Origin of the sequence: Streptomyces sp. TG1A-8, assembly GCF_030499535.1 — a bacterium.
Classification (GTDB): domain Bacteria; phylum Actinomycetota; class Actinomycetes; order Streptomycetales; family Streptomycetaceae; genus Streptomyces.
This window is the reverse complement of sequence record NZ_JASTLB010000001.1, coordinates 2,718,509-2,730,656: the sequence shown is the minus strand read 5'-3', so window position 1 is coordinate 2,730,656 and position 12,148 is coordinate 2,718,509. Positions and strand designations below refer to the sequence as shown.

Here is a 12,148-nt window from a genome sequence, read left to right as displayed (position 1 = left end):
GCCCCGCCGGATTTCGTCCCGGCGGGGCTTCTGCGGTGTTTGACGGCAACGGTGACGGCAACGTCAGCGGACGACGGCTGTGGCGGGTGGGTCGTCGTGGTCGCCATCGGTCGACCTGAGGGCGTTGCCGAGGGTGTCGATGGCCTGGCGTTGGAGGCGGAGCCTTACGTGGGCGTAGACGCCGGCGGTGACGCCGATGTGGGCGTGCCCCAGGAGTTCCTTGATCACGACGAGGTCGACGCCCTGTTCCAGAAGCAGGGTGGCGGTCGAGTGCCGTAGGTCGTGAAACCGGATGCGGCGAAGTCCTGCGCCGTTGAGGAGTCGGCTGAAGCTGCGGGTGAGGTTCGCGGGTTCGAGAGGGCTGCCGGTGGTGGTGGTGGTGAACACGAGGCCGTTGTCCGACCAGCTTGTGCCCGCGGCCCGGCGTGCTTCCTCCTGCCGTTCCCGGTGAGTCTTCAGCGAGTTGACGCATTCGGTGGGGAGGACGATGCGACGTTCGGAGGCGCGGGTCTTGGTGTGCAGGACGGTCAGGCCGCCGGTGCGGGTGCGCTGGAGGGAACGGTGGATGGCGGCGGTTCCCGTGTTGAGGTCGAGGTCGTCCCAGTGCAGCCCGAGGAGTTCGCCCTTGCGGAGCCCGGTGCGCAGGGCGAGTTCGTACAGGGCGTGGAGCCGGTCGCTGCTGGCTGCGTGGAGGAACTGCCGGGCCTCGCTCGCGGTGAACGGCTTGAAGCGCCGGGGGCGGGGCGCCGGGGTCTTGACATTTCGGGCGACGTTACGGGGAAGGTCGTCTTCGCGGACGGCGTGTTCCAGGGCGGACTTGAGGACCGAGTGGACGTAGGTCACGGTCAGCGGGGAGAGCCGCTTACTGCAGCACTGGCCGATGGCGCAGCAGGAGCGCCGGTCGGTGTCGCGTTCCTGGGTGCAGCACTGGCAAGCGACGCGAAGGCGGTCGAGGAAGGTACGGACGTCGCGGGCAGTGAGTCGGGCGAGCTTCTTTGCCCCGAGCCCGGGGTTGAGATGGAGGCGGACGCAGGCGGCGTAGCGGGTGTGGGTGTTCTCCCGCACCTGGTGGATGGCGACACTGTTCAGCCAGTACGTCAGGTACGTGCTGACGGTGCTGTCGGCCGCCGCGACGGGCAAGCCAAGGTCGCTGGCGGCGATCTTCTCGGTGAGCTTGGCGAGGGCATCCTTGCGGGTGGTGCCGTAGACGCGGACGCGCTTGCGGGTGTTGCCGGGGGCGAGGACGTACCCGGCGGCTTCCCAGCGGCCGTCCTTGCGCTGATAGACGGTTCCGTCGCCGTTGGCGCGGGAGCGGGTGCGGCGGAATGAGGAGGAGCGCGGCGTGGTCATCAGGCGGCTTCCTGTTCGAGACGGACACGGATGAAGTCGGTGAGCGCGCGGGCGGGGATGCGGCGGGCACGGCCGAGGGTGATCGAGGCGAGCTGGCCGCTGCGGAGCAGGTCGTAGACGGCGGAGCGGCCGAGCTGAAGGCGGGCCATGACCTGGGGAACCGTCAGCAGTTCTTCCGGCGTGCTCGGCCCCTGCCGGGTCGGGGCGGGTTCCTGCGCGTTCATTCGCAGCCCCCTTCGGCGATGAACCGGCGTTCCAGTTCCCTGCGGTGCCAGACGTGGGCGGCGAGGAGGGCAGCGCCGGGGCTGTAGCCCGAGCCCTGGTAGGCCCAGTGGCCGACGACGAGGGTGGTGTCCGGGTCCGGCTCGGGCAGGCCGGCGTGGGCGCGGGCCTGTTCGGTGCGCCAGGCGCGGCGGGCGGCGCGCAGCGCGCCGAGGGTGGTGGAGTAGGCGCGGGACTTGGTGGAGAAGTGGCCCCGGAAGCCGAGCATGTGAGCCCACTTCCAGAGCTTGAGGTCGGCGAACTCCGGCAGCCTGCCCAGCTCCCAGCAGGTGCGGATCATCTGCCGCACGTGCCGGGCGACGCCGAGGCGGGGCAGGGGCCGGGCCTGTCCGGTACCGTCGCACGCGGTGCAGGGGAGCGGGGTTCCCTGGGGCAGGAGGGTGGCGCCGCGTCCCTGGCAGGGGCGGCAGAACAGGGCGCGGTCGAGGGCGCCGGAGGCGTCGGCGGACTTGGTGGCGTACTTCGCCACGTAGGCGGCCACGGCCTGATCGCTGAATTCGGTGTCGGTGCCGAAGGCGGCGATCTCGCGCACGTCGAGCTGTTCGCCCCAGGAGAGTTCGCGTTCCCCGACCGCGTCCGACTCGACCCTGACGCGGACCCGCGAGGCGGCGGCGCGGACGGCGTCCGAGAGCACGGCGACGGTGGCGTACGGCGGCGGGGGCTGACTGGTGCCGTCCGGGCCGTCGAGTCGGATGACGGCGTGGAAGTGGACCAGGCCGCGCTGCTGGTACTCGGCGACCTTGGCGAAAGAGACCCGCAGCACCGCGTGGGCGGCCTTCTGGGTCATGCCGAGCCGGGCGGCGAGCTCCCGGCGCAGGTAGGTGGTGAAGCGGGCCCACAGGGCTCCGGCGTGGGCGTTGAAGAGGACCGCGCCCGCGTAGTCGTACGTCTGCGGGTTCAGCGGCGTCCCGAGCAGGGCGTCCGTGGGCTCGTGGAGCTTGCGGCAGCGGCAGGGCCGGATGTCGCCGCCGGGGGTGGTGGGGCGGTTGTGGACGGGGCCGAAGGACGGCGGGGTGAGAGTGACGAAGACCCGGGGGTGGGTGCGGACGCTGTCGGGGACGGTCTTGCCGCCCGAGAGGCCGGCGCGGATGAGGTGGTAGGTGTCAGCGGCGTAGAGGCGGGAGCAGGCGGGGCAGCGGGAGGAGCGGCGGTTGCCGCAGGTGGTGAGCAGGCTGCCGGTGGGTTCGTCGGAGGTGGTGTAGGAGCGCAGCACCTCACCGGTCATGGTGTCGACGGTGGTGGTGTGGCCGGTCAGGCGTACGGGTTCGGTGCAGCCGCCGAGGTGTTCGATCTGCTGCTGTGCGCGGTCGAAGTCGGGGTGGTTGACGAGGTGGAGCAGGTCCCGCACGGCGGGGCTTGCCACGTGGCGCAGGTCCAGGGTGACCATTCGGGGCGTGTCCCTTCTGTCGGGTGGGCGGCCCCGAGCAGCAACAAGCCAGGCACGAAGGCGTGTTGGTGCTGCTCGGGGCATGACGAACCAGGCCCATCGGGTGGGCGTGGATTTCAGGGGAGAGGCGATCCGGCGGGTGGCCGGGGTGGCTCAGAGCTGAGCGAGGGCGGCGGTGGCCACCGGCAGGGCGACGCCCATGCGGGTTGCGAGCTGGGCGGCGGTGACTGGTGTTCCGTGCTCGGCGTGGTGGGTGTCCGCGATGCGCCGGGCCGCACTCAGCAGTGCGGCGGGGAGGACCGGGCGGGAGCCGGTGGCAGGCGCCGTGGTGACAGCCGGGGCGGAGGCGGAGTCGGGGACTTTGAGCACGGTAGGCACTGCGGCCGGAGGCGGCGTAGGTGTCGCGGTGGGGATCGACTCAGGGGCTGGGGTTGCCGTTTCGGGAGCGGGCGCGGAGGTGGGCACCGGCTCAGCGATGGGCGCGGGGGCTGTGGTGGCTGTGGTGGCCTCCGGATGTGCTGTGGTGTGGAAGTGGGCGAGGAAGGCGGGGCCGACGTGGCCCCAGCCCAGGAGCAGGAGCGGGGCGACGGTGTCCAGGCAGGCCCGTCCGTAGCGTCCGGTCAGCAGGGGTTCGGCGGTGTTCAGGGCGAGGGTGAGCAGCCCGCACAGGTGCAGCAGCCGGGTGCCGGCCTTCAACTCCGCCTCGGGGACGCCGCGCAGGGCCAGGAACCGCAGGGCGACCAGGAGGCCGACGACGGACAGGTCCACCATGGGCGCGATCAGCGGCGCGATCGGGCGGGGGACGCCGAGGCGCAGGGCGAGCGCCCAGACGTTGCCGAAGGAGAAGACGAAGGCCAGGGCCGCGATGACCGCCATGACCATGGTCACGGTGTGCCGGGTGAACCGTTCCTCCGCCATGCGCGGGGCCTCCTCTCGGGGCGTGGGGATCGGGGGTGTTCAGGGCTTGGCCAGGGAGACGGCCGGGCCGTCGTCGTCGCCGGGGCCCGTGTGGTCGGCGGTGTCGAGGAGGGCGTCCAGGCACAGTGCGGGGTCGGCGGTCAGGTGGGAGGTGGCTTCCGCGATACGGGCGGCGTCGGCGTCGGAGACGTAGGGGGTGCGGATGCGGGTGAAGCCGGGGCGGCCCTGCATCGCCATCACCGCGACCCCGACATAGGCGGGGTCCTGCAACGTCACCGGGCTGGCATCGGGCCAGTTGCGGATGTCGTCGCCCAGCGCGGCCACCGCGGCTTCCACGGTCTTCTGCGCGAAGGACAGTCCGAGCGGGCACACGTCGCGGATGAAGGTCGGGATGGCGTCGCCGGTGGTCTTCTGACTGATCAGGATGGTCAGGATGCCGACGCTGCGGCCCTCCTTGACCAGGTCCTCCACCAGCCGGGCGTTCTCCGCCGTCAGCGCGGCCAAACGTTTCGTCTCGGCGTCGCTGCCCTTGTACTCGCGGAAGAACGTGTGCGCCTCATCGATGAGCACCACCGTGAGCGGCCACAGCCGCGAGGGGCCGACGTGCCACATGTTCTTCACGCCCAGCACGTCCCGGATCACCGAGGACCGCCGTCGGCGCAGCGCCACCAGGCGCTTGAACAGCGCGTTGGCCTCGTTCAGGTCGTCTCCGCAGAACGCGAACATCCGCTTGCCCAGGTCCGCGTAGTCGCCCTCTTCGGCCCGCGATACCTTCCCGTCGAAGCCCACGATCTGCACAGCCGCCGACGGCGCGAGGTCACAGACGAACTTGTTGATCCCCGAGGTCTTGCCCGCACCCGGGGTGCCGGCCACGGTCACCCCGGGCACGTTCGCCAGGGACACGCACACCGGCGCCGCGTACTCGTCCACGCCCAGCCCCCAGCGCGCCACGTCCTCCAGCGGTCCGCCGGTGGGCCGGTGCTTGGTCGGCGTGGTCAAAGGATCGGAGCGCACGCCACGGATCACCACCCGGCCGGGCCCGTCCGGCAGGACGGAGACCCGCGTGCACCGCCAGGCATCCGCCAGAAAGCGTGCCGCCTTCTGGTACTCCTCCAATCCGACCCGCGGCAGCGTCCTGGCCCGCACGATCACCCCGAACCGGTCCGGCTTCACCTTGATCCTGGGAGTCAGCACCCGGGGCGCGGGGGCGGGACCGTCCTTCTGGGCGGTGAGCTGCGCGAGCAGGCCGGGGGTCTTGTCGGTGACCGTCAGCCCGGCCATCCGCGCCAGGCGCACCCAGCCCCAGCGGACCCGGACCGCCTGCCGCATGCTGACCCTCGTGCCCCGGTCGGCGCGCACGTAGCGCACGACGCCGCAGCACAGCCAGGAGCCCGCCAGCACGGCCACGACCAGCAGTACCTGCGGCATGTGATCGGTCAAGTTCTCCATGTCAGTCCCCCTCGGTCTCGGATATCAGGCGGAGGATTTCGGCCAGGTCCAGCGAGGCCGCATCCGCCGAGGTCAGGCCGAGCAAGCCGAGCACCGCACCAGATGCGGAGAGCGTGGCCTTGCCCTCGGTGCCCGGCAGGGGCCGCAGCACATGCAGCTCCCGCTGCGGCCCCCGGCTGCCAAAGCCGGTCACTGGGTGGCCTCCGTCGCGACCAGCTCCAGGCGGGCGGCGCGGTAGGCGACGCCGTCGGAGAGCTGACCGTTGAAGATCCGCGCCCACGGGGTGGCGAACAGCTCCACCGGCCGGACCATCACGCCCGGCTTCAGCCCGGCCGCCAGGCCCGTCTCCGGGACGGTGATCTTCAGGACTTCGGCCCGGCCGTCCTCCATGAGCATCACGGTCACCGTGTACAGCGATGCGCCGGTTTCCCGGTCGGTGGCGACCTCTCCGGTCTGCTGGTCCTTGATCTTCAGCACCGGCTCGGTGCCCGCGATGCACACCGCCGACGGCAGCAGAGCAACACGGATTCGAGACATGGCCATGCCATCACATCCTCATCGTTCGAGATGGAGCCGCTTGATCGACTCGACGATGACCATAGCGCTACGGCGATACAGATGCAACGCACGCATAGGTGGGACGGTCGATAAGGGCGGTGGTGCGGGCGTGTGCAGCAGGCGCTACGGACGCTACGGTTGGCCCATGACCCTGCCCCTGGACGACGACCCGCGGCCCCCCTACCTCCAGGCCGCCGAAGTGCTGCGGGCCGCCATCCTGAGCGGCGAGCTTCAGCCCGGCGAGCGCCTGCCGTCGGCGCGCGATCTCCAAGAGCGGTTCGGTGTCGCCAGCTCCACCGTCCAAAACGCCCTGCGCGTCCTGAGGCAGGAAGGGCTCGTCCACTCCGTCCTCGGCCGGGGCAGCTACGTCAGCCTGCCCCTCGACCAACAGGACACCGAAGAAAAGGACGGCGACGAAGGCGCGGCAGGAGACGGCCCCTTCCCTCCTGGGTGGCGTTCGGCCCGCGCAGAGGACAACCGCCCCCCCTTCGTCCGGACCGCGGACACCCTGCGCGAAGAGATCAAGGAAGGACTCTTCCCCCCGGGCAGCAAGCTGCCCTCCGCTCGTGAGTTGCAAGAGCGGTTCACCATCGCCAACTCCACTGCGCAGAACGCCCTTCGTCTTCTCAAGAGCGAGGGGCTGATCTACGCCGTCAAGGGACGCGGCGTCTTCGTCCGCACCGCCCCGACACCCGGCAAGAACTACAGCTCCAAGGTCGTCCAGCACCTCCAGCGCGAGGAGATCGAACGCCAGGCCCGCAGAACCGCCGGCGAATTTGCGCACCTCTCCGACGCCGAGCTCAAAGCGCTTGCCAACCAAATCCATGACGAGCTCAACCAGGCCCGCACGGCGTACCAAGCAGCGCTTGAGAAGGGCCGGAAGATCACCCGCGAACTGGCCCACCGTGGCCAACTTGCGCCACCGCTCCACGACGATCCCGCAGCCGCTCGCAAGGAACTCGAAGACAGACTCGCCGACGCGAAGAAGCACCGCCAGCAGGGCCCCTGACGACCAGGCTGACAGCTCGGCCAGTGGGTGAGCTGTTCAGAGTTTCTTTACTTGATCAAGAAGGGCGTCCCGCTTGCGCGGGCCGCCGCGCGTCGGCGGCCGGTGGCCGCCGCCCGCTCCTGTCTGCCGCCCCGCTGGCGACGGCCACCGGCCACTCGGCGCGCAGTGGCAGACAAGCGAGCCGACTCCGATCCCTGAAGCAACCGCAGCGGCGCCGCCAGGCCGACTCGCCGAACGCCGCACAGCACCACGTCAGGCTGCGGCAACCGAAGGCCGCGATCGATCGTCGTCGGCGTGGGTCACAGGCGAAGCCACAGATCGAGCAGCCCATCCCGCTGCCGAGCGGCCAGGCCGGAGCGGGGCGGATGCTGTGACGGAAGGAAGAGGCGTGGTTGAGGCCGGTGCGGGGTTGCTGGAAGCACACGTGGCGGGTGATCTCTCGGCGCGCCCGCCGTCGTGGCTGACTTTCTGTGGCTGAGGTTGAAGGTGCGACGGGGATCAGGCGACCAGCGACGGTGGTGCGATCGTCCGTGCTCGGTCGTACAGGTCGAGCGCCGTCGCGTTCTTCAGATGAGGGCGAAGGAGACCGAACATCGCCTTCACGCGGTCGTCGGCGCGGCCGGACTGCACCTTGGGGTAGTCGTCGAGGGCCTGGTGCCAGGTGGCGCAGGCCGCTTCCAGGTGGCCGAGTTCCAACTGCCGCTCTGCCAACAGGCCACGACGGTGTACTCGTGTGCGCTGGTACACGCTTGGGCGGAGCCGGTCCGCCTGCTGCATGGCGTCGACGGCTCCGGCCTTGTCACCGAGTTCGTAACGGACCTGGCTGACGTGGTAGTTGAGCGAAGAGGGGTCATACGAGCCGAACGCCTTGCCGCGTGACTCGGCACGGTCCATGGCCGCCTCGGCCTCCCGGATGCGGCGCAGCGCACCCGTACGGTCGCCGGTCTGCGCGGCGGCGTGTGCCTGCTGGCCGACGAGGAAGGCCAGCATCCGAGGGCCGGCCTTCGGGGAGGCGGCGGCAGCGGCGTCGGCCAGCTCCATGGCCTTCGCCCCGTGGCGGAGGTCGACCGCCTGGACGCTCATGCCCCGCAGGGTGGTGCAGTACGTCAGGTGGTCCTCCGCCGCGCCCGCCAGCTCCAGGGCCTTGACGTAGTAGCGCTGCGCGAGACCGTGCAGACCTTCGTCCACGGCCATGTAGCCGGTCAGGTAGAGCAGGTCCGAGGCGGCGGACAGCATTGCCTTGCGTACGCCCTCGGGTGCGTCGGCGCGCAGGTAGGAGGCCACGGTGTTGACCATGAACGAGGCCGCCATGGGGCGTGCGTGACGGCCGCCGAACTCGTCGTCCAGTTCCGAAACACGCTCGGTCATGGCGATGACCATGTCCACTTCGTTCATACCGATGCGACTCGTGCGGCCAGACTGAATGGCATCGGCACGCCCGACTACATCAGGCCAGCCGGGAATGGTGACGGCCACGGAGAACAGGCCGGCACCCAGGACACTCCGGCGGGACGGGTCCATATCCAGCCTCCCCAGGTCAATCACCCCTTCCACGGTATCCGCAGCCGCGGAGGAGCGATTGCGTGGAACGGGCAGCCCAGCCTCGGCATGGGTGACGGGGCGGCCGAGGCGGCGGGAGAGAGCTTCGAGGATGCATCCGCGCACCGCACCCCGAGGGACGGTGCCGCCCAGCCAGTGGCTCACCGCCGACTCGTCGTAACGCAGGAGGATCCCGGTCTCCGTACCGACGCGGTTTACCGCCCGTGCGAACTGGCGGTGAGTCCAGCGGCTCTCGGTGAGCAGGCGCCCGAGCGCCGCGTTCGGTTCACGCTTGGCCATGCCCTCAACTCCCCGTGACCTTGCGGACTTTCAAGGCTTTCAAGTCCTGGTGCTGCGGCAACGGTACCGCTGAGCGTGGTCGTGCGGTTGCGTAGAGACAGCAGGCAACGGCGAGTCCTCGCCGCAGCCGTCGTCTGAAGGGCTGAGGGATGAGAAGTGAAGCACGGGCCCGTCTGGCTCGGATGACCGAGGAGCGGGGCACGGACGGGGTGTTGAGGATCGACTCCTACGAGGGCGCGGACCTGCCGCCGGGTTCGAACCGGTTCTCGCCGTGTCTCTGCCCGCAGCACGGCAGGGCCACGCCCGAGTACGGCGCGGAGAAGCTGAGCGTCGCAGTACGCGAGGCCAACCAGCGCAGCCGCGGAGAGCGGCTGTGAACCGGTTAGCCGCAGCCGTCGGCCGCTACGCCGGACCACTCCTGATCATCACCATCTCGGGATCGGCCGGCTTCGTCCTGGGCGTCGCCGCCGCATCCACCCCCACCTGACTCCTCCCCGTCACGCATCCAGGCTCCCCACCTGTGATGAGGGAGGGCCCGCCGTCGGAAGCGGTGGGCACCCCGTCCGGCTGCCTTCTTCGCAAGGGTCCGGCAGCCGGACGGGTCCAACTCCGCAGCGTCCGCCGCGGAGTCCACTGAAAACCGTAAGGGAGAAAACGATGAACGTGGACGAGTTGTTCACCGGCGACCTGATCACCGGCGTCCCGGCCGTCGAAGCCGCGCTGCTCGACAAGATGCCGGGCGGCGGCGACAACAACGGCGACCACTGCAGCAAGTGATCCAGGGCTGACGCCAGGCGGGGCGGGGCCGTACGCGGCCCCGCCCCGCCGCACGACATCGGAAAGGGACGACATGCTGTCGATGCGTCTGCGCCTGGCCGATCTCCAGGAGCCCAAGTGGAGATCGCAGGGCGGCCGTTGGACCAACGGCGAGAGCTGGATCGAGCCCGCGAACGTGTCCACTCTCGTCATGGAGGTCAACGACGACCAAGCGCCGCGCGTACGGGTCCGGGTGAAGGAGTGCAAGCGGGACGAGGCCGACTTCGTCGAACTCACCATGGAGCCCGGACAAGCCCGCCTGGCGGCGGGCGTCTTCGGCACAGCCCCGCTCTATCTGACAGAGAAGGCCGGCGAACTGCACGCCTCGTGGGACCTGACACTGCTGCGACCGCATCTGCAGGCCGACCGCCTGGTGCCGCGTGTCGTCGCCCGCACGCTGACGAGGCAGCACCGCTACACGTCCGAGACGCTCTTCCAAGGCGTCTACCGCCTCACCGAACGGGCAGCGGCCACGTTCACCCCTTCGGGACTCAGCATCCACTACCCCGACCCCGCCGAACACGTACTTGAGCCACGTACGCTGCGTCCCGGCGTTGATCCACTCGCCGCTCTGGACGAGTTGCTGACCGACGTAACCCGCCAAGCGCCGACAGCAACCGGATGCGTGGGCGTCGAACTGTCCGGCGGCGCGGACTCCGGGAACGTCGCCCTGGCCATCAAGGCGGCCCGCTTCCCCGAGGTGTACAGCTTCGGCCTGCTGGTGGGAGGAAGCACCGGCAGGCAACAGCGCGAGCGCCGGCGGGTCCTTGTGGAGCACTGCGGCTTCCGGGACACGGCCACCCCCGCCATGCAGCACCCACCCTTCTGCGCTGGAGGCGTGCGCGATCTGTGCAAGCCGCACGACCCGGCGGGAGCGTTCTATCAGGAGGCGTTCGATGTCGTGCGCGAGCAGGCAGCCGCCCGGCGCTGCGAGGTCATGTTCACCGGCAGCGGCGGCGACGAGATCAACGCCCACCACTCCAGGACCCAGGCCGAACTGCCGACACCCGAACCCGTACCGTGGCTCGGAGTCAAGGCAGCCCGAGCACTCGCCGAGGTGAACGAGCATTTGGCGCCCATCCCGGTACTGCCCGTACCGACCCTGATGGCGTTCGGGATGCACAACCCCGGATTCCTCCGGGCCGGAATCTGGCCAGTGAGCCCACTCGTGCACCCGCGGATCGTGCGGTTCATGGAGCAACTGCCGCGCGAGCACAAGCGCGGCAAGGCGCTGTTCCGCGACCGGATCAGACGGGCCGGGCTACCCGAGTGGGTGGCCGCGCCGGCCGAACCGGAGAACTTCCTGGCCGTTCTGGAAAAGGGCCTGCGTTCCTACGGTCTGCCCGTACTGGACGACATGCTGAAAGAGTCCATCCTCGTGGACCTCGGCTACGTTGATGGGAAGGCTCTCGCCAAGGCGCGGAGGGACGCCGACGCTGCGCCGGTCGTCCCCGACCTGCTGTGCGATGTGCTCGCCCTGGAGGTCGGACTGCGAAGCCTCATGTGACCAGCCCCGACACGGAAGCCGAGCACGTGGAAGCCACCAACCTCCTGTACCGCGATCCGGCACTCTACGACGTGGTCCAGTCCGACAGCACGAGCGCCGGAATGTGCCAGACCCTGATCGAGCGGCACAGGCCGGACGCCCGGACCCTGGTCGACTTCGGATGCGGCACCGGCCGCGACCTGGAGATCCTCGCCAAGCGCTTCGAGTGCATCGGCGTGGACCTCCAGCCCGGCATGGTCGACTACGCCCACCAGGCCCGGCCAGGGCTGGACATCCGCACCGGCGACATGCGCACCGCACGACTCGGCAGCCGCATGGACGTGGTGACCTGCCTGGGCAACAGCCTCGCCTACGTGCACGACAACGAGGCGATCAGCCAGGTCTTCGCCACCTTCGCCGCCCACGCCCGGCCAGGAGCGCTGCTCGTGCTGTGTTCCCCCGTCGCCCCGATCACCCGGACCGAGCCGACCACCGCCCCGGTCGACACCCCGAGGGGACCCGCGACCGTCACCATCCGCCACACGTGGGACCTGCGGACCCAGATCAACACCATGCACCGGCACTGGAGTCTCCCCTCGGGCGACGAGGCCCGAGACGAGATCCGCAGACGCGTCCTGTTCCCCCGCGAACTGGAACGCTATGCGGAGGGCGCGGGCTTCGAGGTCCTGGACATGTTCGACGGCACAGGGACAGGGCTTACTGGCCCCACCGCATACACGGTGGCCCGACAAAATTCGCGGTGACCGGCGGAGCGAGAATGGCACCAGCACCGCCGCCCGACTCCTGACGGCAGTAGCGACGGCAACAGCCACGGATTTCCCCGCACATCCACGGACGTCAGCGGAACGCAAATCAGGTGCTGACCTGCGAAGAAGCAGGTAGAGGGGTGCTGCGTAGCACACGTACTATGTGCTGGCGGGGCAGACTCCGGTCCTTGTTCACAACAGCAACTGCGGCCCGTCCCTGAAGGATTTGCAGAAGGACTACCCGCGGCGCACTGTGGGAATTCTTGATGTCGGGGGCGATCAGCTGC

12 protein-coding genes are annotated in these 12,148 nt (G+C 69.9%); 4 read left to right on the top strand and 8 right to left on the bottom strand.

The annotated features are described in order from the left end of the window. Window positions 1–63: 63 nt before the first annotated feature. The 7 genes from QQY24_RS11585 to QQY24_RS11555 all read right to left on the bottom strand — a co-directional run bounded on the left by QQY24_RS11585 (window position 64) and on the right by QQY24_RS11555 (window position 5,929). A complete protein-coding gene (locus QQY24_RS11585; RefSeq protein WP_301972591.1) occupies window positions 64–1,350 on the bottom strand; it encodes a site-specific integrase in 1,287 nt (428 codons plus the stop codon). Beyond that, entirely contained in the window at window positions 1,350–1,574 is a 225-nt protein-coding gene (locus tag QQY24_RS11580; protein WP_301972590.1) for a helix-turn-helix domain-containing protein, read from the bottom strand. Before QQY24_RS11580 ends, QQY24_RS11585 begins: the two co-directional genes overlap by 1 nt. Further along, the gene (locus QQY24_RS11575; RefSeq protein ID WP_301972589.1) at window positions 1,571–3,019 is read right to left on the bottom strand and encodes a replication initiator; all 1,449 of its coding nucleotides are present in this window, start codon (window positions 3,017–3,019) and stop codon (window positions 1,571–1,573) included. The genes QQY24_RS11580 and QQY24_RS11575 overlap by 4 nt, the downstream gene beginning before the upstream one ends. Before the next feature lie 153 nt (window positions 3,020–3,172). Beyond that, window positions 3,173–3,937: a DUF2637 domain-containing protein gene (locus QQY24_RS11570; RefSeq protein ID WP_301972588.1), complete on the bottom strand. Its 765-nt coding sequence runs from the start codon at window positions 3,935–3,937 to the stop codon at window positions 3,173–3,175. A 39-nt stretch (window positions 3,938–3,976) separates the two neighbouring features. Continuing rightward, window positions 3,977–5,386: an FtsK/SpoIIIE domain-containing protein gene (locus QQY24_RS11565; protein WP_301972587.1), complete on the bottom strand. Its 1,410-nt coding sequence runs from the start codon at window positions 5,384–5,386 to the stop codon at window positions 3,977–3,979. Between the two features lies 1 nt (window position 5,387). Further along, window positions 5,388–5,579 (bottom strand): hypothetical protein, encoded by a 192-nt coding sequence (locus tag QQY24_RS11560; RefSeq protein ID WP_301972586.1) that lies wholly within the window; start codon window positions 5,577–5,579, stop codon window positions 5,388–5,390. Further along, window positions 5,576–5,929, bottom strand: coding sequence for a hypothetical protein (locus QQY24_RS11555; protein WP_301972585.1), 354 nt, complete (start codon window positions 5,927–5,929; stop codon window positions 5,576–5,578). The genes QQY24_RS11560 and QQY24_RS11555 overlap by 4 nt, the downstream gene beginning before the upstream one ends. Window positions 5,930–6,089: 160 nt before the next feature. Between QQY24_RS11555 and QQY24_RS11550 the strand changes: the two genes are divergently transcribed. Beyond that, window positions 6,090–6,953, top strand: a complete 864-nt coding sequence (locus tag QQY24_RS11550; protein ID WP_301972584.1) for a GntR family transcriptional regulator — start codon at window positions 6,090–6,092, stop codon at window positions 6,951–6,953. A 498-nt stretch (window positions 6,954–7,451) separates the two neighbouring features. Here the strand turns inward: QQY24_RS11550 and QQY24_RS11545 are convergent, their stop codons facing one another. Further along, window positions 7,452–8,792, bottom strand: coding sequence for a tol-pal system YbgF family protein (locus QQY24_RS11545; RefSeq protein WP_301972583.1), 1,341 nt, complete (start codon window positions 8,790–8,792; stop codon window positions 7,452–7,454). Window positions 8,793–8,941: 149 nt separating this feature from the next. Here QQY24_RS11545 and QQY24_RS11540 point away from each other — a divergent pair, with 149 nt between their 5' ends. From QQY24_RS11540 to QQY24_RS11530, 3 genes are all read left to right on the top strand, one after another. Further along, entirely contained in the window at window positions 8,942–9,169 is a 228-nt protein-coding gene (locus QQY24_RS11540) for a hypothetical protein (protein ID WP_301972582.1), read from the top strand. Window positions 9,170–9,642: 473 nt separating this feature from the next. Beyond that, window positions 9,643–11,115, top strand: a complete 1,473-nt coding sequence (locus tag QQY24_RS11535; protein WP_301972581.1) for an asparagine synthase-related protein — start codon at window positions 9,643–9,645, stop codon at window positions 11,113–11,115. After that, on the top strand, window positions 11,112–11,858 hold the full coding sequence (locus QQY24_RS11530) for a trans-aconitate 2-methyltransferase (protein WP_301972579.1): 747 nt from the start codon (window positions 11,112–11,114) through the stop codon (window positions 11,856–11,858). The genes QQY24_RS11535 and QQY24_RS11530 overlap by 4 nt, the downstream gene beginning before the upstream one ends. Window positions 11,859–12,148 lie beyond the last annotated feature (290 nt).